Genomic DNA, 21117 nt, shown 5'->3' with positions numbered 1-21117 from the left:
TACGATCACGACAAGTACCGCAAGAAGGTGCGTGCCAAAGGCATCCGCCCACGGATTGCCCGCCGTGGTCAGCCCCACGGTTCCGGTCTGGGCAAGGTCAGGTGGGTGGTTGAGCGCACCGTGGCCTGGTACCACGGCATGAAACGCCTACGTATCCGTTGGGAACGCCGCGACGACATCCATGAGGCATTCCTCGGCCTGGCCACCTGCATCATCACCTGGCGACACGTCGCACGACTTTGTTAGGAACTCTAAGAAGGGTGACAAGTCCGTCGGGGGCGCCCCGCAGCGCTGCGGGGCGACTAATCAGGCGGAGAACTGCCAGGTCGCGGTCATGATGTTGTATGCCGGGCCGGCCGGGCACCCGTTCAGCGGTCATCAGCTCTACCTGCCGAAACGGTGGGCCGACGATCCGGGCCGCTGCCGCGGCGGCGATGGCCGCGACCTGGGACCGGGGCGCCAGGTACGTCGACGTCTTCATCCCTTTCAAGGGCGTCTCCGGCACCCGGAACGACACGCCCCTGTTGGCCGCCGACGGCGACCACCCAACGCCGCCAGCCACCGCAAGATCGCCAAGGCCCTGGAGTCCGCGCTCACATCGTACTGATCGGTGCCAGTGTCTTCTGTAAGTCGCAGCGGACGGCCGGCGGCGCCCTCGGCGTCCAGGGCGCGCCGACCCGCCGCCCTGCTAACTTGCATCCCTGCCGGCGGCGGTCCAGAACAGAGTCAGGATCGCCGCCACCATGACGAGGACACCGATCGAGCATGTCCCGCCGCGGAGTACGGCGGTGGCCGGGTGTGCCCCGGCAACCCAAGCGAGAAACCCGGCGACCAGACCGAGGACCAATGCGATGACCACGCCGAGCACCAGTGCGACCAGGAGCAGGCTGAACCGTACGGACATGTCGAACCCTCCGATGTGGTTGTGCGGAGCCTCGACCATGCGCCGCTCGGCTAGGCGGCCGCCAGGCACCGCCGGACACGTCGAAGCGTCGGCGCAGGAAAAGCCCTATGGGTGCGGCGGACACCGGCGGACACCGGACGGACACCGATGGCCCGCGTGACTCCGGAGGAATCGGCGAAAGCCGCGGAACTCCTGAGGGAGAAACTGAGCGAGATAGTGTTCCGGAAGTTCCGGTCCCGGCGCGAGCTCGCTACGGCGGCCGATATCTCGGTCGATGCGGCCGCGCGAGCCCTCCGCGGACCGTCCGTGCCGACCGCCGAGACCCTCGACCGGATCCTCGGCGCTTGCGGACATCCGCCCCTCCAAGCGCCAGCACACCGCAACAGCTGGCCCGCGCTCCATCTCGCCGCGAGCGCTTTCCCGCCGCCTCGCGCCACGCCGCCGCGTCCCGTGCTCGACGAATCCCCGTCGTACCGGATCCTGCCGTTTTCCCTCTCGGCCGCGCCGATCGATGCGGCGGGCGGGCGGGCGCAGCCAGGCCGGCTGCTGGCCCCGGTCCATCAGGTCGTGCCGTTCGTCGGCCGCGCGGACGACCTCGCCGACCTAGCCGCCTGGCAGGATTCGACCGCGCCGTTCGCGGTGCGCCTGATTCACGCCGGCGGCGGGCAGGGCAAGTCACGGCTGGCGCGACACTTCGCCGGGCGTGTAGGCAAGGGCTGGACGGTGTGGCAGGCGGTGGACGGTCGCGGGACAACCGAGGTCACCGTGCCGGCCGGTCCGGTGCTGGCGGTCGTCGACTACGCCGACCGTTGGCCCGCGGCCGCTCTGGTCGAGCTCGCCAGGCAGCTCCGCCGGCTCGGCGCGCAGACCGGCTCGGCTGTACGGCTGCTGTTGCTCGCACGCTCCGCGGGCTACTGGTGGTCGCGGATCCGGCACCGCCTCGACAGTGACCTGGCCGCGCCGGCCGACGCACGCGAGTTGGCGCCGCTGGGCGACCAACTCGACCGTGCCGCCCTGTTCGCGACCGCGAGCCGGCATTTCGCCGAAGCCCTCGGTCGGCCCGTAGAATCGGTCGAGCCGCCACCGTCGCTGGACAAGTCGGGGTTCCGATCGGTTCTCGCCGTACACATAGCCGCGCTGGTCGCCGTCGACGCCCGGCGGCGTGGTGTCCCGGTGCCGGACGCGCCGGACGCGCTGTCGGCCTACTTGCTCGACCGGGAACGCGCACTGTGGGCCGAGACCACGATCGGCACCGATCCGCGCTGGATGGGCCGGGCGGTGTTCACCGCCGCTCTCACCGGTGCGATGCCGCGGGTGCAGGCCGAGGCCGCGCTGCGCGCCGTCGAGGTGCCGGAGTCGGACAGCGTGCTCGACGATCACGCGGTCTGCTACCCGCCGGGCGATCCGCGGGAGGCCCTCGAACCTCTCTACCCGGACCGGCTGGCCGAGGACTTCATCGGTCTGATGATTCCCGGGCATGTGCACGCGGACAGCAGTGGATGGCCGGACGGCTGGACGACCGGAGCGGTGTCCCGGCTGCTCGCGGTCGAGCCGGCGCCGTGGACCGGTGCGTCCGTCCGCATGCTGGTCGAGACGGCGCGCCGCTGGCGGCATGTGGCGGACGAGGTGCTCTATCCGATGTTGGGCGAGCAACCCGGCCGCGCCGTCGCGGCGGGCGGGGCGAGCCTGGTGCGGTTGGCCGCCCTTCCGGGGGTTCCGCCCGGGCTGCTCTACGACGTGGCGATGGAGGTGCCGTTCCGGCACGTCGACCTTGATCTGGGCGCCGCGGCGATCACCGCCTCGCTGGTCCGCTCGGTCGATCCCGGTCTGGCCGACCGGGATCCGATCACCTATGCCGCGCTGCTGCGGCTGCTGGCCGACCGGCAGCTCGCCGCCGGAGAGGCGGCGGACGCACTGACCAACGCGCAGGAGGCGGTCCGACTTCTGCGGGGAGTCGCGGACCAGGCGGCGGTGGCGGATGACCTCGCATCTGCCCTCAATATATTGGGGTCGAGCCTGATGGCGAACGGCGCCCGCGTCGCCGCAGCGCGCGCGCTGCAGGAAGGTATCGCGGCCGGACCGGCGCCCGCAGTGCTGGCCACGTTATCGGTCAATCTCGCGCGGATCCTGGTCGAGACCGACGAGGTGGCCGATGCAGAAGCCCTCGCCCGGTCCGCAGTGGACTACTACCGCGATCGGCCCGCCGACGTCACCGACTTGGCCGTCGCCCTGAACAACCTAAGCATCGCCCGGCTCAGCATCGGCAAGGCCGAGCCGGCTGCCTCCGACGCGCTCGAGGCCGTGACCCTCCTGCGGCCGCTCGCCGTCGCCACCCCGGACGAGCATCTACCCAATCTCGCGATGGCGATGAACAACCTCGCCGTCGTGCACACCCACCTCGGCCGGCACGATGAGGCCCTGACCGCCGCCGCGGAGGCGGCCGGCGTCCACCGCCGGCTGGCCGCGATCAACCCCGCCTATCGGGCACACCTCGTCCGGTGCGTGCTGAATCTGGCGATGTGCCACCGCCAGCTGGAGCAGCTCGATGCGGCGGCCGACGCAGCCGAGGAGGCGCTCGCGCTCGCCCGGCTGCTCGCCGCGGATCGGCCGCAGGCGCACGACGTCGATGTCGTCAACGTGCTGGAGGAACTGGCGCGGCAGGCGACGATCGCCGGGCGACCCGAGCAGGCTGTGTCCCGGCTCGACGAGGCCAGCGACATAGTACGGCGGCGCGCAGCCGCAGAGCCGGGTCGGTACCGGGCACGGCTGGCGAGGCTCACCGGCCGAAGGTGCCTCGGGCTGTTTGCCTCGGGGCGGCCGGCTGACGCCCATGCGGCCGCCGCCGAACTCGCCGATCTGGTCGCCAGCCTGACCGACGAAGAGGTGGCCGGCCCGGATGACGGGCTCGGTAGCGCACTGACCGCGGCCGCCACCACCGTAATCACGGCCGACCGCGAGAATCGACGTCCTCTCGACGTTGCCCTCCGCCATCAGGTGCGCCGCCTGCGTCTGGCCGTCGCTGATCCGGCGGAGCTGGCCCAGCTGCTCCTAGCGGAGATTACGGCGGGCAGTCCCCGGCAGTCGTTCGATGCACTCCAGGAGGCGGTCGCCGCCCTTCGACCCACCGCGGCCGCGGACCCGGCGCACCGGCGCGCGCTGGGCCTGGCCCTGACCGCCCTCGGACTGGCGTGGTCTGAGCAGCCGCAGCGCAGTCAGTCGATCGGCCCGGCCGACGAGGCGGTGCGGATACTCCGCTCGCTGCCGTCGGCGACCCCGGAGCATCAGACCGACCTGCTGCTATCGCTGACTGCGCAGGCACACTGCGGTCTGGTCACCAACCGGACGCCCAGCAAGACACTAGCCTCCGCTGATGAGGCGATCGAGATCTACGACCGCCTCCCGGACCGGGACCGGAAGTCCCATCAGGAGGTCCACCGACGCGTGTTCGGGATCCGAGGCACGCTGCTGGCCCGACTCGGGCCGGACTGGCTGGAACACCGGCGCTCCCAGCCGCGGGACGACGACGCCCCCAAGGAACTACTAATCCGGGTGGCCCCAGGATCCACCACAACCCTCGACCAGATCGCCGCCAAGCACCGCTGCTCGGTCGAGGGCGTCCGCCGGCTGCTCGCCGACGTGGTGGACGAGCGCAAGGTGGAGGTCCGTCGCACCACCAAGGCCGGCCCGGTACCGGTTGACCTGCGTACGCTTCCGGCGCACGCCCGCTTCGAGATCGTCCCTCCAGATGCCTGAAAACACCTGCTCGGTGGTCATCTCGAACCGGACGGACGCCGTCCTGGCTCGGTGCCCTCCCTTCGCGATGTTGCGGGCCATCCCGGCGAAGACGATGCCGTGGAAGTGCAGCACCGAGACCACTATGCGTGCCCGGCCAGCCCGCGCGGCAGGAAGACGGCGCGCTGCCGGTAGGCGGTGCGGCCCTCGCCGTCCGGGTCGGCCGCCATTTCCACACAGGCGCGTCCGGGCACCCGCATCTCGGCTCGCAGGCACAGCAGCCGACCCGGAACCGGTTCCTCGACCCGCCACCAGTCCAGTTCCTCGCCGACGCGAAACCGGTGGGCGTCCCGTCGGCCGCGGCGCAGGCCGACCCCGCCGGCCAGCCGGTCCAGCCACCAACGGATCGACCAGGCGAGCGGGAACGAGTACCGCCCGTTGTCGCCGCCGACCGCCTCGATCACCCGCCACAGGGCGTCGGCGGGGGCGTGCACCTCGCGCGAGCGCTCGTCAAATAGCCCATGCCGCCGGACCAGTACGGGGCGCTGGGCAACGGCTCGGCCGCCGCGTCCCAGGCGGTCGCCGTCGACCAGCGGGTCTCCACGTTCGGCCCGGATCTTGCCGAGGGCGAGCCGGACCGCCTCGTCGCAGCCGATCGGTCGCTGCCCGCCCGGAGAGTACGTTTCGATGTCCTGTTCCCGGGCCACCGCCTCGTGGACGAGGCTGGCGACCAGTGGGCGGGCGATCGCGTTGGGCACCGGGGTGATCAGACCGACCCAGTGCGCGGACAACCACGGGCTGAGCGGGCGCACCGGCAGGATGCGGCGCGGGTGCAGGTCGGCCACCCAGACGTACCGGCGCATCATGTCGGCGTCGCTGAGCACGTCGGCGCGCCCGCCTTGGTGCTCGAGCTGATCGAGAGCATCTCCGACGGATTGGCCAGCGTGGGCCGGTTCGTCGGTGGCCCTGGCCGACGACGTCGAGCACCGCCGCTTGGCGGTCGTCGGCCACACCGCCACCGCCGTGCTGCCCTCGCTGATCGGCACCTCCGGGAATGTGGTCACGATCGGCCTGCTACGCAGCGCCGCCTGGGCCGCCCGCGGTCTGCGCGTCCCGGCTCGCAACGCCTTGCACGCGTCGGCTTACAGACGTGCCTACGGGTTCGAACGCACGATGGACAACCTCGGTGCAATCGTCGGCCCGCTGTTCGCACTTGGCCTGGTCGCGGTGTTCTCCGTGCGCGCCGCGATCCTGATCTCCGTCATCCCCGGACTGCTCGTAGCCTCGGCGATCATCTACGCCATCCGCCGCGCAGGAACGTCGCCGTATCGACGTACGCGCGAATGTGTCACACACGGGTGAACGTGCCCAACTGGTGTTGGTGTCCAGGAGGCGGGATTGCGCGGAAACGTCGGTCACCGAACGCGCTATGCGGCATGAGCGGACGCTCAGGGTGCTCGCGGTTCAGTGGAACTTGTAGCAGCCTGCTCGGCTTGGCCGATACTGGTGGTTGATGGTCTAGGCGAAGGGGGTTTGGTGTGGTCGAGTCGGTGGAGCTGGTGGTGGCGGCGTTGGCTGCCGGTGCTGCGGCCGGGGCGGGGGAGACGGCGTCGACGGCGGTGAAGGACGCCTACGCCGGCGTGAAGACGCTGGCTCTGCGGGTGCTGCGCCGAGCGGAGCCGGTGCTGGCTGGGGTCGTGGAGATGGTGGAAGTCGACGCGGTCGCACCGGTAGACGACGATAGCGGGACCGTAGGGCGGCGGGAGCTGACCGCCGCGTTGACCGCGGCGGACGCCGAAGCCAATGAAGAGCTGGTAGCGGCGGCGCTGAAGGTGCTGGAACTGACCGATCCCGACGGGGACCACACCGGCAAGTACCGGGTACTGCTGCACGGCAACAAAGGCGTGCAGGTGGGTGACCACAACACCCAGAACAACACCTTCAACTGACCCGTTCGGCGACGCCCGTGATTCCACACGACCCAGACCGAACAGCTGACCTTTCGCAGCCGGAAAGCCAAAAGCCATCGGCACAGGAGGTCCGCGACAGCCAGGGCGTCCAGGTAGGCGACCACAACACCCAGAACAACCACAACTACTACCCGAAGGCCCCGCTGCCCGCGATGGAGTCGATCTGGGCGATCCCGAGCCTGTCGCGGATACCCGCTGAAACGGCGCTGTTCGTGGGCCGTTCCCGCGAGCTGCGGCAGCTTGAGCAGATTATGAGCGACCCTGGTCGGACCGCCGTGGTCGCGGTGCACGGGCCGGCCGGGGTAGGCAAGAGCGCTTTGGCAGCCCAATTCGCCAAACTCAACACCGGCACATTCGACTTCCAATGGTGGATCACCGCGGACTCACCAGCCGCGATCAACACCAGTCTGGCCGAGCTGGCCGGCGCGCTGGCTCCGGAAACGACCGAGCTACCGCGTGAGCAACGTAGCGAACTGGGGATCAGATGGCTCGCCACACACGACGGCTGGCTCCTGGTCCTCGACAACGTGACCTCCCCCGACCTCGCCTCATCGTTACTGCAGAGAATGCGGACCGGCACCGTGCTCATGACCAGCCGCCAAGCCCACGGGTGGCATAACATCGCCACCCCAGTCGACCTCGATGTGCTGAATGAGCGTGACGCCGTCGAGTTGATGACCAGGGTCGTGCGGACGCGCAACCCTGGAGCCAGGGTCGAGTACGCAGCCGAGTTGTGCCGTGAACTGGGATTTTCGCCGCTGGCGATCGAACAGGCCGGTACCTCGCTCGCCCCCTCCCTGCTCCCTGTCGCCGCGGCGGAGCCGAGGCACGATACGCAGGTCCCGGACTACCCCCACGCGAGCAAACCAGGACACGCTGTCCGGAGACGGACGCGGCGTCAGCGGTCTTCATACCGGCCCATGCAGATCCAGCAGCCGATGCTCTTCCTCGGGCTCGGGGGCACAGGGGCGAAGGTCGGAGCGGGGCTGGAACGAAGGCTGCGTGCGGAGCTGTGCGGGCCGGACGGCAGAGGGCTGCTGTCCGATCCATGGTTCGAGACCTTCATGCCTTACCAGCTGCCATCGTGCTTGCAGTTCGTCTACGCCGATGTGAGTGTCGGCGAGCTACAGCAGATATGGAAAGAGGCCGTGCCAGGGCGTGAGCACGACGAAGCCGCGCGGAAGACCATGCACCTCGCCGATCTCGCTCCCGTCCGGCTCGACGACTTCGCCGAAGTGGCAGAAATCCTCCGTATCAACATCGACGACCAGAACGTCATCGACTGGTTGCCCTCTGCGGAGTTCACGCCGACGATCGGCCCGCTCTACCTCGGGACTGGGCAGTTACCGACGGTCGGGCGCGCGGCACTGTTCGAAACCATCCGCCGTAACCCCGATTCAGCCCTCTTCTGCATTAGGCAGGCGGTCAGCGCAATCAATGAGTCCGGCGGAGACTTGTTTGCCGTAAGCGGCAAACAAGCTCAGCGCGCCGATCCGATTACCGTGTTCGTGGTGTTCTCGCTAGCCGGAGGAACAGGCAGTGGTCTCTTCTACGACTACTTGCACCTTGTCGGTGACCTGCTGCGTCGGGGCGGCAAAAGGGCGGAGATCTATCCCCTTGTCCTCATGCCATCGGCGTTCGAAGGGGCGGCGGGTGGCGGCCGAGCGGCGCAACTCAACGCCGGCTCTGCCCTGGCCGATCTGTTCCGTCTGGTTGACGACCAGAACTCGCAAAACCGGTTCGGCCAGCCAGCGACGCCAGAGCTAGGGGTGCGATACCCACACCTGGGAGAGATCCACCTGCCGGCTGGCACTGTGAAGACGGCGTTGCTGTTCGGCGGGTCGGCCGGTGTCCGAGCGGACGACGTCCGGAGATCCATGGTGTCGATGATGACCATGCTGACCGGCGCCGGTGAAGTCGACGATGGCGAGGGACCGAGGCCATCGCGGTCGATCGCCGACGGGTTCGTCAACAGCCAGGTCGAGCGCTATGCGGTGGCCCACACTGGAGTCGGTCGCTGCGGTGCGACCACCGTGGCGGTGGCCGAGCTGATGGTGCCGCGGCGAGAAATCACCGACATCGTCAGCGCACGCCTGGTGGCCAACGCGGTCGTTGACTTGACTGCCACATCCTCCGCCGAATCGAATCAGGATCTGGTCCGGCGTTTTGTTTTGCTGTCCGGCCTTGATCCGCTGCTTACCGTTGATCCGCCGACGATGAAGACTCTTGCCAACCTGGTCGGGCGGGACCGGATCGTGGCTTGGCTGAATGAACGTGCGGACATCCTTTCGGCCAAGGTGCTGGACATGTCCAACGGCAGCATGGCGATGCCGGCCAGCGATTTCGCTCCGCTCGCCGCGACCACTGCGATGCTGCGTGAAGTCGACGTGTTCCGGCTGCGACGGGTGCTGCTCGGACATCCGGCCCAGATGGCTGCCGCTGGGCGAGGAGGGATACAGGGGCTGCTGGACGGATGGCTTTCACAGCCCGCCGAGCCGACCGGTTCCCACACTGCGGATCCTCCGCGGCCCGGGAGTTTTGCGAGGAGGCTCGGGCCACGGCTACGGATCACCGACGACGCGGTTCAGGACGTCATCCGGCGGCAGGACTCGTGGTATCTGTGGCGGACCCGGCACGTCTGGGATGCCGCCTGGAAGGACAGTCAGCCGTGGCGGGCGACCCTCGAGGAGATCAATGCAATCCACCGACAGTTTCAAGCCTTCGCCGACACCGAGCCGCAGCAGTTCACACGGCGCTCTGCAGACCTCAACCGGCCGCGTGTCGGAGCCTCCTACCTGCTGCCGTTCGAGACTGGTGGGCTCGATGACTTCTACGGCGAGGTCCTGAGCCAGCTCAGGAGGGACAACAGCTTGTCTCCCGACACTCACGAGGGTGAAATCGTGAACCTCTTGTTGGGTGAGGACGGCTGGGTCGATGCTTACAACTTGGGCCGTCGCGATCCAGACGGCGCCGTCGCCGAGGTTCGTCGGCGGGTCCGGGAAGCCGTCGCCGACCAGCTCCACCCGGGCGCCGATCGGCTCACTCTATTCCCGTCGCTGGATGTCCTGCTGGCCGAGGCTGTTCATCGCCAAGACACGAGCATCACCGAGCATGTACAGCGTCTCCGGGAAAAGCTCGCCGGACTTGTACCCGGCGGATTCATCCCCGCCGGCAATGGCCCGCTCCGGGTGCTGTTCACCTATCCTGCCGCGTGCGGCGACAGGGAAATCGAACGTTTCCTGCGACGCGAAGTGTTCCTGCCGACGGATCTTGTACACGAGCCGGAGTTTCGGGCTACACAGGGAGAGGTGTTCGTCGTGACCGCCACCCGCACGGCAATGGCGATCACTGACGTGCCCGAAGCGCGCAGCGCGATCGCGCTCTGGGTCGATGCCCAGAACGGAGCGGAGCCTCGTGACATGCCGGCCTTGCGCAGGCGTTTCAAGCCGAATAGTCGATACGTTCTGATGGTGGAGGCGGACCGGGTTCGGGTGCTGAACCGGCTGCTCTGTGCCGCGTGGGGCGGCAGGATTGAAGTGAGCGGCGACCTCTCTTCGCCGGAGGAAGTCGTTGTCATGGCGGACAGAGCCGACTCCTCCGTCTCGACGAAGCTGAAGCTGAAGCTGAAGCTGAAGCGTCTCGGTACACTTTCGTCGTGGGCGAGTCTGCTGATGGCTTATGAAAGCTGGATCCTCGCCGATGACCAGTCGATTCGGACCTCCCTCGCGGCCAGTATCATGTCTGCCGCTCCGGCTGACTTTGCTCGACCGCCCGGTCCGGTGTTCACGGCGATTGTCGACATCGCTGCGACGGAACTCGCTGCCGCAGAGGAGATTCGGCAAACCCAGGCCTCAGACGAGGGCCCGGATCTGGAGGTTTATGATCAGTTCTGGCGTTTGACGCTTCCTGGAGCGCTTCGAATGCCGAGGCCCGATTCGGAAATGACCCTGATGGGTGCCATGAGATACTTCGGGTTGACCTGAATCCGGGCGTGTGCATCAAAAAGAACGAGGTCCTGAAATTCCGCGTACTCGCCCAGATATTTCCAGCTTGTCCGGTAGCTTCCGTGCGTCGGCCAGCGAATTTACGTGGTTCATTGTGTGCCCATATCCGCACGTTGATGATGTAGCGCACGGCAGATCACTTCGACGCGCAAAGTCAACGGTCTCAGCTGTCTGAGGCATCTGGGTGGTTTGCCCAAACCCAAGCGTGATCATCGACAGGATCGGCCGGAGACTGTTGAGCATCCGCTTCTCGGCATGTGCGTGCGATGCGTTGTCTACGACGACCTGTTACCGAAGGCCGTGACTCGCTGTGAGATGAGGCTTCTGAGCGAGGAGGCTTTCCAGCCTGCTGTCGGGCCAGAGTTCGATAAGCGGGGCCGCACCCGTGTTGTTGTGTTTCTCTGTCCAGTCCACGGCGTCTGCGGTGAAGCGACCGGTGGTGGCGATGATGAGACCTCGGATGACCGGTGGTTCCCAAAGTCTGGCGACGGTCAGTGTGTTGGAGACGTCCGCTGGACCGACGGACTTCTTGCGCCAGTGCTTGGCCTGGACGATGACCCTCTCGTGGCGTGCGCTACCGGTGCTGTCGCGCAGGACGCGGTCCAAGGAGAGATCCCGACCGCGGTCGGGGGCCCGGGTTTGCATGAGCCATTGCACGTTGTCGTGTTCCGGGAAGCTACGGAGTAGGTCGAAGAGCAAGCGTTCGTAACCGTCGTCGTCGAGACGGTCCCACGGCAGGGCGGTGGTGGCTGTGCCGGTGAGGTGCCCCGCAGCGGCTTGGCCCAGGTCGATGTCGGGGACTGGGAGCGGATCGGAGTCCGCAAGTGTGCTGGCCTCGATGTCAGGACGGACGCTGGGCCAGTCAAACTCGGCGATGTCGTACCAGTCGTGTCCTTGCCCGAAGTGCAGGTGGCGATGGAGGTCGCTCCATCGGCCACGACGCTGGGCGGTGTCGCCGAGCAGCCGCTCGATCTCGTCGACTGCCGTCGTGATCTGGTCCACCTCCGGACCTTCGAGCCGTGCTTGCGAGTCGCGTGCCACGTCGACGAGCAGGCGCGGCAACGAGGCGTCGATGACCGTGGTCAGTTGAGCGAGCCGTTCACGGGCGGCTCGGCGTCGAGCGCGGTTGAGCCGGTACCGGTACTCGGCCAGGTCCTTGGCTGGCTGCTCGCCTGCTTCGAATGCCCCGATCGGTGGCTCGCTGATCTCGAAGTAGTCGATGAACATCTGCCCGATCTCGTCGCTATCAGGCAGATCGTCCGTGATCGTCCAGCCGTCGATCTGAGGTAGGCCAGATAGAAGATCCGACCACGCGCGCCGCAGATCGTCATACTCAGGGTGAGAACCCCGCGCTGGCCCAGTCGGTATGAACGCCCTGGCACGTCGCCAGACGTCCTCGAGCTTGGCCAAGTTGGCAGCGGCTCGATCCATGGCGTTCAGCAGATCGTCAAGCTCCACGGGCACCAGCGTTCCAGACGGCCGACGGTGACCGAGCCCGACCGGGCCAACTCAACCGGATAGGTCGACAACATACGCTCGTCGGCAGAGCGGACGTTCACGGCACGCGGAGCTGAGGGGATGTCCGTAACTACTGGTCCTGCCGAGCGGGTCAGCACCTACCCTCCGGACACATCAGGTCGCAGCAGCGCGAAGCGCGCCTCCACAACCAAGCTGCCGGTACGAATGCGCAGGTCAGCCCTGTTCCCATCCTTTGGTACTCCCGCCGAGGACTCGAACCTGCGACGAGATGCTGCATCATGGGCCAGCACATCGGCGGTCATCACTGCCCCGCCCGCTTCCGCCGCTCCATCACCAACTGCACTCGTGCCTCAATGACCAGCGGCTTCTCCACCAGATACGGCCCGTTCATGTGAGACGGTTGAGCATGCTGGACGGATTCAGAAGCCGTGTGCATCCTGCGCGAGCCGCCCCGGGGATTCGAACGCACACACCGTCGGAAGCGAGTGCAGGAGTGACGCGAGCCATGATGCATCGAACGGTGGAGTGCTGCGTCGAGTCGCCTAGACAGAACCCAAACCGGCCTCATACGGCGTATCACCGCAGGTCAGCGCGGCTCTTGATCTGTGTCGATGCGGTGCTCGTCGCAGGGGGTTGCGGTAGCCGCACCGGGTTGCTCGTCCGGCATGGGCAGGGGTGGGTGCTCCGACTCCGGATGGCTCGCCACGATGGTGTTGCCGTCGTCTCCGGGCCCGGAGACAGCCGCCGCGTCGTCATCGGAGCGGGGCGGGCGGAGAATTTCTTGGTGCGAGCTGTCCCCAACAGGCCTGTTTTTCGGAGTTCAGAGGTGTCACCGCAACCGCCCACACGCATCGGAGGCACCCCGTGACCCCTCTACCCGCCCGCCGTAGCCACCGCCGGCTCACACCACGCGCAGCCCACCGCAAGACGTCCTCAGTCACACACGACACGCCCGAGACCAGGTCGCACCCGGACCCGGCCGTGCCTGACGCTCACAGCTCTGTTTCCTCCATCGAGGGCGACCAGACAGTTCCTGACCACCGACCACACCGCGATCTCGCCCGACCCACGCCCACCTCAACCGGGGTAGCCGCGGAAGCCGACACAAACCGTGCAGATCGCGCCGACTCCAGCCTCGGAGCGCCACTGCTCTACACCGCCGAGCAGGCAGCCGCCCTGCTGCAGGTCCGCCCATCCTGGCTACGACGCAAAGCCGCCGCCCGCGCAATACCGTGCCGATTCATAGGAAAAACATCTACGATTCTCCCGCGCAGACATCGAGAGCATCGCCGACAACAGCGCAACCTCATATCAGCACTTCTCTTAACTTTGCGAGTTCTGCTCCACAAGGACTTCCACGCGGACACAAAGTCTTTGTGATGATCGCTTGACATTTGACGAACATGGAGCGTCCATAGGTTCGTCAAAACCAACGCGCACCTTCTCTCAGCAGGGGATTCTCGATGGCTTTCGTTGAAAAGAGCGGCAAAAAGACCTGGCGGGTACGGTTCCCGAAAGACAGTGGTGGTTTCGGTACGATATCCGGATTCACCTCGAAAACTGCTGCGGAGAACAAAGCCGACGAGATCGAGGCCGACCAACGCCGCGGCCAGTTCCTCGACCCTGACGGTGGGAAGTTGACGCTCGAGGAGTGGTCGGTCACCTGGTTCGACGCGCTCGACGTCGCCGCGACCACCGAAGCCCAGTACCGCAGCCTGATCCGCAACCACATCCTTACCCGCTGGGGCACCACTCGCCTGGACGCGATCTCCGGATTGGCGGTGCACACCTGGGCCAAGAACCTCCGCGCCGACGGCTACGCCCTCGCCACCGTCACCACGATCACCAAGGTCATGTCGATGATGCTGGCCGACGCCGCCGACGAACGCCTCATCGCCGTCAATCCCATCCAGCCCCGCCGGCGGGGCAAGCGTCGACACGAGATCCGCACCGAACGGGTCTGGGCCACCCCCGAACAAGTCCTGGGTGTCGCCGCCCAAGCCGCCGCGCTGGTCGGAGACTGGGCCGCCGTCCTGATACTCACCGCCGCGTGGACCGGCGCCCGCTGGGGCGAACTCACCGGCCTCCAACGCCGCAACACCCACCTCGACGACGGCGTCATCGTCATCGACCCCCACACGGGGGCACTGCACGAGGTGAACGGGCGGCTCGAGCTCGGGCCACCCAAGACCGCCGAGTCCGCTCGCACCATCACCCTCCCACCCTTCCTCGTCGACCTGCTCGCTACCCACCTTGACGGTCATGGCCATCCGCACGTGTTCGTCACCGGCGAAGGCGAGCTACTCCGCAGGTCCAACTTCGCCCGCCGCGTTATGCGACCCGCCGCCGACGGCAACCACCACCGCACCCGACCCCGCACCCGGGTCCACCCTGTCGCCCCCGGACTCGTCTTCCACGGACTCCGACACAGCCACAAAACCTGGCTCATCGCCGACGGCATACCCGACGTCGCCCAAGCCCGCCGACTCGGACACCGCATCCCCGACAAAATCGAACACATCTACAGCCACGTCGCCCCCGAAATCGAAACCCGCCTCACCACCGCCCTCCAACACCGCTGGACCACCGCACTCCACACCCTCACCCACACCACACCCGAAACCGCCCCCACCCGAGGAGCGGATCACATCAGCCGACTCGCACTACCCGCCACAGCCGCACCCATCATCGACCTGACCGCCTAACCCACCCCGCACCACACACGGCCGCTGCCTCCCCTGAGGCAGCGGCCGTCCTCGTTCCATCAATTCGCGACAATGTGTCTTCCGCAGCCCGCCTGCCGCGATCAACTGACCCGGTGACACCGCAGCCGTCCAGACCGGGCGCCAACCAGCCCACGCCGCCACCAGCCGGGCGCAACCACCCTCACCCGACGTCAACAGGGCCCACACCCACGACGGTCCGGAGCGGTTGACCCCCGTTGAGTCCGGATGCCGGAGGAGAGAGTGCAAGGCGACCCCACATGGCCGTTGGTCAAACCCCGACCATGATCGTCTCCTTATTTTCTCCTTCACACCCTTGTCGATCTTCATCCAGACCACAATAGACAGTCCGGCAAGATCCACATCCCGGCAGCAAAAAGGCCCGCTGACCTGGACAAACATCCAGAACCAGCGGGCCTATCGCGACCGTCGGGCTGACAGGATTTGAACCTGCGACCCCTTGACCCCCAGTCAAGTGCGCTACCAAACTGCGCCACAGCCCGGCCGCTCCCTCCCCTCGGGGAAGGTGCCCGATCAGCTTAGCGTAACCCCTAACCTCAGCTTTTCCGGGGCCGCTTCTCCCTCACCCGGATCGACAGTCGGATCGGGGTGCCTGCGAAGCCGAACTCCTCTCGGAACCTTCGTTCCAGGAAGCGGCGGTAGCCGGCCTCCAGGAAGCCTGTGGTGAACAGGACCAGTGTCGGGGGGCGGGTCTGTGCCTGGGTGGCGAACAGGACTCGTGGCTGCTTGCCTCCGCGTACCGGGGGTGGGGTGGCCGCGATCAGGTCCGTCAGCCAGGAGTTCAGTTGGCCCGTCGGGACGCGTTGGTCCCAGGATGTGAGTGCGGTGCGTAGTGCGGGCGCCAGCTTTCGCACGGAGCGGCCGGTCAGGGCCGATACGTTGATCCGCTCGGCCCAGGGCACGCGGACCAGGCCGCGTTCCAGTTCGCGGGTCAACTGGTGGCGGCGGTCCTCGTCCACGAGGTCCCACTTGTTCAGTGCCAGGACGCACGCGCGCCCCGCGTCCACGACCATGGTCAGGACGCGGAGGTCCTGTTCGGAGATCGGTTCGGATGCGTCGAGCAGGACTATGGCCACCTCGGCGGCCTCGATCGCGGCTCGGGTGCGTAGTGACGCGTAGTACTCCATGCCGCTGGCTGTCTTCACTCGTTTACGCAGGCCGGCGGTGTCCACGAAGCGCCAGACCTCGTCGTCCAGTTCCACCAGGGAGTCGACCGGGTCCACCGTTGTGCCGGCCACGGCGTCCACTACCGCTCGTTCCTGGCCTACCAGGCGGTTCAGCAGGCTTGACTTGCCCACGTTCGGCTTGCCCACCAGGGCCACTCGGCGGGGGCCGCGGGACTGGGTGAACGACTCACGCGGAGTAGCGGGGAGTGCGTGCAGGATCGCGTCCAGCAGGTCGCCCGAGCTGCGGCCGTGCAGGGCGCTCACCGGGTGCGGCTCACCGAGGCCGAGTGACCACAGGGACGCCACGTCGGCCATCAGGCGGTCGTCGTCCACCTTGTTCGCGGCCAGTAGGACCGGTTTGTCCGAGCGACGTAGGACCCGCGCGGCCGCCTCGTCCGTTGTCGTGGCCCCTACGGAGGCGTCGACCACCAGCAGCACCGCGTCCGCCGTCTGCATCGCCAGTTCCGCCTGCGCGGTCACCGATGCCTGTAGGCCGTCGGCCTTCGGGTCCCAGCCGCCCGTGTCGACGACCGTGAAGCGGCGGCCGTTCCACAGGGCGTCGTACGCCACGCGGTCGCGGGTCACGCCCGGTTTGTCCTGGACGACCGCTTCTCGTCGGCCCAGGATTCGGTTCACCAGGGTCGACTTGCCCACGTTCGGGCGCCCGACCACGGCCAGCACGGGCTGTGGCGGCTCGTCGTCGGTGCCATCCGGGTGGCCGAACTCCTCGTCGATCGCCGTCCACTCGGACTCCGACGCCCAGGTGCCATCCAACTCAGTCATTTCCGCAGCTCATCCAGTTCACGCACCAGGCCTGCCAGGTGCTTGCGAATCTCCTCGGTCGCGGCGACAAGACCCGTCCGTCCACGGTGGACCGACAACTCGAGCGGCTCCCCGACCAGAATGTCCAGCTTAGGCCGGAACCCACGACGCTGGTACGTGCCCCTCGTCGCGACCGGCAACACGACCGCCCCGGTCATCCGCACGAGCCACGCCGCGCCCTGTTCGGCACGCATGACCTCGCCGGCACCTCGGGTTCCTTCCGGGAAAACACCGATCAACCCACCGGCACGCAGGATCGACACCGCCGCCATCAGCGGCTCCCGGTCGGCGACGCCGCGGCGCACCATGATCTGCCCGATCCAGCGGAACGCGTTCCCGGCGATGCCGCGGGACAGCTCCGACTTGACCAGGAACACCGCGCGCCGGCGCACCAGCCCGAACAACAGCTGCGGCTCGATGAACGAGCTGTGGTTCGCGACGAGCACCACCGGCCCCGACCGGGGCACCCGCTCCCGGTGTCGGATCCGAATCCGGTAGAAGGGCCGGTGGATCCAGGTGCCCAGCCAGCGGGCGAAGTCGTGCAGCCACGGCACGGCGCCCGCGGGAAGATCGCTCACCTGCCGGCAGCCACGCCGCGCAGGTCGCGTTCGTCGACGAGGGTCATGATCTCGTTCAGCACGCCCTGGAGGTCGAGGTTCGTGGTGTCGAGCCACACCGCGTCGTCGGCCGGTTGCAACGGTGAGACCGCGCGCCCGGAGTCCAACCCGTCCCGGCGGTCCACGTCGCGCTTGGTCTCGTCGAACGACGCTCTGTCCTGAAGCGACCGCCGGCGCGCCCGCGTCTCCGAGGACGCCGTCAGGTACACCTTCAGCCCCGCGTCGGGCGCCACGACGGTGCCGATGTCCCGGCCCTCGACGACGATCCCGCCGCGCTCCTGGCACACCTCGTCGATGATCCGCATCTGCCGGGCGACCAGCAGCGCACGCACCGGCGCGACCGCGGACACGGCCGACACCGCGAGCGTCACGGCCTGGCCGCGGATCTCGGAGCCGACGTTCTCCCCGCCCAACAGCACCTCCTGCTGCAACGGGTCGGTGCTGACCCGCAGGTCGACGTGCTCGGCGGCGGTCAGGACGGCCTGCTCGTCGTCGGTCGCGACCCCGGCACGCAGCACCGCGAGCGTCACCGCCCGGTACATGGCACCGGTGTCGAGATACCCGGCGCCGAGACTGACGGCCAGCCGGCGGGCAACCGTTGACTTACCGGTTCCCGACGGGCCGTCCAGCGCGATCACACCACGCAGCTCGCCCAGTTGCACGGCGCTTGCCTCCCTAAGGTCGGTCACCGCCCTCATTCTGCCAGGTGACAACTGACCGGTAACTGGTGACGCCCTCCGGACACCCCACGATGCCTTAACATTCGGTCACCCTGCAATGACTGGAGGTAACCTTTGTTCAGGCGAACACTCATCGGGTTGCTTGCCACCACCGCCCTGACCGCGACTCTCGTCACCGGCACCGCCGCGACCGCCGCCCCGCAGGCGAAGGCGGACGTCGGTGTGCTGGCGGTCACCATCACCTACAGCGACGCCCGGGCCGGCGCGTACAAGGACGCCGTGGCACAGGGCGTCGCGATCTGGAACGCGAACGTCACCAACGTCCACATCCAGAAGGCCGCCAGCGGACAGCGCGCCGACGTGCAGGTCATCGCCGACCCCGGCTGGCCACGCTCGACGCTGGGCCCGGTCCGCCCCGGCGGGAGCGGCACGGTGTGGTTCGGCCAGGAAGCCGTCGACGAGGGCTACAGCGTGGTCCGCATCGCCGCGCACGAGTTCGGGCACATCCTCGGCCTGCCGGACAACAAGCCCGGCCCGTGCTCGAGCCTGATGTCCGGTAGCACGGGCGGCGTGTCCTGCACCAACGCGACGCCGAACGCGGCGGAACGCAGCCGGGTGCAGAGCCTGTACGCCGGCTCGTCGACGCCCATGACGACCGCGGTCGTCGTCGGCTGACAGCTAACGCACCACCTCGCCGAGCGTGGCGATCGCGGTCTCGAGCTGTGCGTCCGACAGGTACGGGGCCGGGCCGAAGCGGAGCTTGTCGCCCCGGCTGTCGGTCAGCACGCCGCGCTCGGCGAGTTTCTTCCGGATCTCGCCCGCGTCGGGGGCGGTCAGCGCGAGGAAGCCGCCGAACGCCTCGCGTGGCGCGGACCGGTCCCGGGTGATCACCTCGGGTGGCAGGTCGAGCCGGTCGAACGTGGAGGCGAGCAGACCGTTCTGGTGCAGGGAGACCTCGCGCAGGAACGCCGGGGTCAGCGCCTGCCTGGCGAAGAAGTCGAGCACGGCGGCGGCTCGGTAGTGGCTCGTCACGTCGTAGGTGGCGCCGGCGAACCGGTTGCCGCCGGGGGCGTAGCCGACCAGCCCGGACGCCTTCGCCGCCAGGTCCTCGAACTCCGCGAACCAGCCGGTGACGACCGGGCGCGCGGTGGCCGCGTGTGCCGGCAGGCGCAGGAAGCAGTTGCCCTCGCCCAACTGCAGGTACTTGTAGCCGCCGCCGGTGACCCACGCGTCGGTCAGACCCTGCTCCCCCACCGAGAACGGCACGACGCCCAGTGCGTGGTAGGCGTCGACGAGCAGTTCCACCCCCCGGTGCCGGCACGCCTCGGCGACCGCCGACAGGCCCGGCACGATCCGCGAGGTCTCGAACAGCACGAAGGAAACCAGGACCGCGGCCGTCCGGTCGTCGACCTCCGCGGCGACCCGTTCGGCGAGCGTGTCGGCCGGTGTTGCCGACACGCGCACGACCTCGATGCCTTCCTCGGCGAGGCGGGCGAGTTGGCGGCGCAGCGTGTGGAACTCGCCGTCGGTGGTGACGAGCCGAGGCCGGCCACGCAGGTCCACCCCGGACAGGAAGCGGACGACCAGCTCGTGGGTGTTGGCGCCGAGTGCGATGTCACCGCCGGGGTCGTCGAGCAGGTCGCGGTACGCCTGCCGCAACCGGTCCGCCTTGGCGAAGGCGAGGTCCCACTTCTCGTCCACGGCGGCGGACGCGTCGGTGAAGGCCTCGATCTGCCCGTGCAGGGCGACGTCCGGCCAGGCCTGGTGGGAGTGCCCGGTCAGCAACATCCGGTGCGCGACGTCGAACCGTCCATAGTGGATGGACAGTGCGTTCGGGGTGGTGCGCAGCGAGTCGAGGGTGGTCACAGTTGGCTCCGCACGGCCCAGAGGTCCGGGAAGACGGAGTGGAACAGCGTGCTGCGCAGGTATGCGGCGCCGGCCGAGCCGCCGGTGCCGGACTTGGCGCCGATGGTGCGTTCGACCATCTTCACGTGCCGGTACCGCCACTCCTGCATTCCCTCGTCGAGGTCGACGAGCAGGTCGGCGACCGTGGACGGTCCGGAGTCGTCCGCGTAGACCTGTATCAGCACGCGCTGCACCTCCTCGTCCTCCGTCCATTGTGTCCGGACGTCGCGGTTGAGGTGCTCGGCGGCGATGTCGTAGCCGGCACCGGCCAGGTACCGCAGGAACGAGTCGAAGACGGCCGGCCGCGACATGGCCGCGGTGACCCGTTCGTAGGCCACCGAGTCCTTCGCGTACGGGGTGAGCATCCGCCTGTCCCGCCGGCCCAGCACGGCCTCCAGCTCGCGGAACTGGCCGGACTGGAAGCCGCTGGACGCGTCGAGCCGGGTGCGGAAGCTGGTGAACTGGCGTGGTGTCATGGTTTCCAGCACGTCGATCTGCGCGACCACGACCTTGAGGATCGTGAGCACCCGCCGCAGCGTGCGCACCGAGTGCGGCGTGTCCCCCTTCTCCAGGCAGCGCTGCAGCAGCTCCAGCTCGTGCAGTATCTGCTTGAACCACAGCTCGTACACCTGGTGGATCACGATGAACAGCATCTCGTCGTGCTCGTCGGACCTCGGTCGCTGCGCACCCAGGATCTCCTCGAGCGCCAGGTACGACGTGTAGGTCAGCGCCGCTGACTGTCCACCCGGGACGGATTCGGTCATGGCCTCGTCACCTCGTCGAAGTGGCGCTGGGCCGCCGCGGCCAGCGCCGGGTACAGGGAGTGGAACAGGCGCAGGGCGTCCGCGCGATGTGGTGGCGCCGGCACCAGGTCCTCCGGCAGTTCGGGGTCGAGGGACGGGAACTCGCGGAACGTGTGCACCAGCCTGGTGCGCAGCAGCAATGCCTCGCGGTCGCCGACGACCTGGCGGTCGCTGAAGTGTTCGACGAACGCCCGGTACCGCGCGGCCAGTTCGCCGAGGTCCCAGACCCGGGCGACGAACGCGCCGAAGTCGTCGGCGGTATCGGTTGTGCGTAGTTTTTGGAATGAGTGT

At 68.0% G+C, this 21117-nt stretch carries 17 protein-coding genes and 1 tRNA gene; 8 read left to right on the top strand and 10 right to left on the bottom strand.

The annotated features are described in order from the left end of the window. Both ACJ73U_RS08365 and ACJ73U_RS08360 read left to right on the top strand, forming a co-directional pair. A partial coding sequence (locus ACJ73U_RS08365) for a transposase (RefSeq protein WP_407776965.1) occupies positions 1 to 246 on the top strand: 246 nt, incomplete at its 5' end. Next, on the top strand, positions 182 to 607 hold the full coding sequence (locus ACJ73U_RS08360; protein WP_407776964.1) for a transposase: 426 nt from the start codon (positions 182 to 184) through the stop codon (positions 605 to 607). The genes ACJ73U_RS08365 and ACJ73U_RS08360, both read left to right, overlap by 65 nt. Before the next feature lie 81 nt (positions 608 to 688). Here ACJ73U_RS08360 and ACJ73U_RS08355 read toward each other — a convergent pair whose 3' ends face one another. Beyond that, positions 689 to 904: a hypothetical protein gene (locus ACJ73U_RS08355; RefSeq protein WP_407776963.1), complete on the bottom strand. Its 216-nt coding sequence runs from the start codon at positions 902 to 904 to the stop codon at positions 689 to 691. Positions 905 to 1060: 156 nt separating this feature from the next. On the opposite strand from ACJ73U_RS08355, the gene ACJ73U_RS08350 reads away from it, so the two are divergent. Further along, positions 1061 to 4657, top strand: coding sequence for a hypothetical protein (locus ACJ73U_RS08350; RefSeq protein ID WP_407776962.1), 3597 nt, complete (start codon positions 1061 to 1063; stop codon positions 4655 to 4657). A 122-nt stretch (positions 4658 to 4779) separates the two neighbouring features. Here the strand turns inward: ACJ73U_RS08350 and ACJ73U_RS08345 are convergent, their stop codons facing one another. Then, the gene (locus ACJ73U_RS08345; RefSeq protein WP_407776961.1) at positions 4780 to 5520 is read right to left on the bottom strand and encodes a DUF2867 domain-containing protein; all 741 of its coding nucleotides are present in this window, start codon (positions 5518 to 5520) and stop codon (positions 4780 to 4782) included. Between the two features lie 76 nt (positions 5521 to 5596). On the opposite strand from ACJ73U_RS08345, the gene ACJ73U_RS08340 reads away from it, so the two are divergent. The 3 genes from ACJ73U_RS08340 to ACJ73U_RS08330 all read left to right on the top strand — a co-directional run bounded on the left by ACJ73U_RS08340 (position 5597) and on the right by ACJ73U_RS08330 (position 10589). Next, positions 5597 to 5998, top strand: coding sequence for an MFS transporter (locus ACJ73U_RS08340; protein ID WP_407776960.1), 402 nt, complete (start codon positions 5597 to 5599; stop codon positions 5996 to 5998). A gap of 176 nt (positions 5999 to 6174) precedes the next feature. Next, positions 6175 to 6585, top strand: a complete 411-nt coding sequence (locus ACJ73U_RS08335; protein WP_407776959.1) for a hypothetical protein — start codon at positions 6175 to 6177, stop codon at positions 6583 to 6585. Positions 6586 to 6602: 17 nt separating this feature from the next. Then, positions 6603 to 10589, top strand: coding sequence for a tubulin-like doman-containing protein (locus ACJ73U_RS08330; RefSeq protein ID WP_407776958.1), 3987 nt, complete (start codon positions 6603 to 6605; stop codon positions 10587 to 10589). A 309-nt stretch (positions 10590 to 10898) separates the two neighbouring features. Here ACJ73U_RS08330 and ACJ73U_RS08325 read toward each other — a convergent pair whose 3' ends face one another. Continuing rightward, positions 10899 to 12068 carry a restriction endonuclease gene (locus ACJ73U_RS08325; protein ID WP_407776957.1) on the bottom strand — a complete coding sequence of 390 codons (1170 nt, stop codon included), beginning with the start codon at positions 12066 to 12068 and terminating at the stop codon, positions 10899 to 10901. 1658 nt (positions 12069 to 13726) lie between these two features. On the opposite strand from ACJ73U_RS08325, the gene ACJ73U_RS08320 reads away from it, so the two are divergent. Further along, positions 13727 to 14794: a tyrosine-type recombinase/integrase gene (locus ACJ73U_RS08320; RefSeq protein WP_407776956.1), complete on the top strand. Its 1068-nt coding sequence runs from the start codon at positions 13727 to 13729 to the stop codon at positions 14792 to 14794. A 447-nt stretch (positions 14795 to 15241) separates the two neighbouring features. On the opposite strand, the gene ACJ73U_RS08315 is transcribed toward ACJ73U_RS08320, so the two are convergent. The 4 genes from ACJ73U_RS08315 to cmk all read right to left on the bottom strand — a co-directional run bounded on the left by ACJ73U_RS08315 (position 15242) and on the right by cmk (position 18127). Further along, a tRNA-Pro gene (locus ACJ73U_RS08315) sits at positions 15242 to 15315 on the bottom strand. Between the two features lie 54 nt (positions 15316 to 15369). Continuing rightward, complete coding sequence (gene der / locus ACJ73U_RS08310; RefSeq protein ID WP_407776955.1) at positions 15370 to 16782, bottom strand: ribosome biogenesis GTPase Der; 1413 nt, start codon at positions 16780 to 16782, stop codon at positions 15370 to 15372. Beyond that, positions 16779 to 17399: a lysophospholipid acyltransferase family protein gene (locus ACJ73U_RS08305; RefSeq protein WP_407776954.1), complete on the bottom strand. Its 621-nt coding sequence runs from the start codon at positions 17397 to 17399 to the stop codon at positions 16779 to 16781. The genes der and ACJ73U_RS08305 overlap by 4 nt, the downstream gene beginning before the upstream one ends. Further along, positions 17396 to 18127, bottom strand: coding sequence for a (d)CMP kinase (cmk, locus tag ACJ73U_RS08300; RefSeq protein WP_407776953.1), 732 nt, complete (start codon positions 18125 to 18127; stop codon positions 17396 to 17398). The genes ACJ73U_RS08305 and cmk overlap by 4 nt, the downstream gene beginning before the upstream one ends. 105 nt (positions 18128 to 18232) lie before the next feature. Between cmk and ACJ73U_RS08295 the strand changes: the two genes are divergently transcribed. After that, on the top strand, positions 18233 to 18793 hold the full coding sequence (locus tag ACJ73U_RS08295; RefSeq protein ID WP_407776952.1) for a snapalysin family zinc-dependent metalloprotease: 561 nt from the start codon (positions 18233 to 18235) through the stop codon (positions 18791 to 18793). Between the two features lie 3 nt (positions 18794 to 18796). Here the strand turns inward: ACJ73U_RS08295 and ACJ73U_RS08290 are convergent, their stop codons facing one another. The 3 genes from ACJ73U_RS08290 to ACJ73U_RS08280 form a co-directional block, all read right to left on the bottom strand. Then, positions 18797 to 19984: a kynureninase gene (locus tag ACJ73U_RS08290; protein WP_407776951.1), complete on the bottom strand. Its 1188-nt coding sequence runs from the start codon at positions 19982 to 19984 to the stop codon at positions 18797 to 18799. Next, complete coding sequence (locus tag ACJ73U_RS08285) at positions 19981 to 20787, bottom strand: tryptophan 2,3-dioxygenase (RefSeq protein WP_407776950.1); 807 nt, start codon at positions 20785 to 20787, stop codon at positions 19981 to 19983. Before ACJ73U_RS08285 ends, ACJ73U_RS08290 begins: the two co-directional genes overlap by 4 nt. Then, on the bottom strand, positions 20784 to 21117 hold a 334-nt coding region (locus ACJ73U_RS08280; RefSeq protein WP_407776949.1), incomplete at its 5' end, for a PaaX family transcriptional regulator C-terminal domain-containing protein. The genes ACJ73U_RS08280 and ACJ73U_RS08285, both read right to left, overlap by 4 nt.

The organism is Actinophytocola sp., from assembly GCF_045807065.1.
GTDB lineage: Bacteria > Actinomycetota > Actinomycetes > Mycobacteriales > Pseudonocardiaceae > Actinophytocola.
This window is presented reverse-complemented; position numbering and strand designations above follow the sequence as displayed.

Coding starts and splice junctions, on each gene's coding strand:
- ACJ73U_RS08285 (WP_407776950.1), bottom strand. CDS start 20,787: ATGACCGAATCCGTCCCGGGTGGACAGTCAGCGGCGCTGACCTACACG.
- ACJ73U_RS08355 (WP_407776963.1), bottom strand. CDS start 904: ATGTCCGTACGGTTCAGCCTGCTCCTGGTCGCACTGGTGCTCGGCGTG.
- der (WP_407776955.1), bottom strand. CDS start 16,782: ATGACTGAGTTGGATGGCACCTGGGCGTCGGAGTCCGAGTGGACGGCG.
- ACJ73U_RS08360 (WP_407776964.1), top strand. CDS start 182: ATGAGGCATTCCTCGGCCTGGCCACCTGCATCATCACCTGGCGACACG.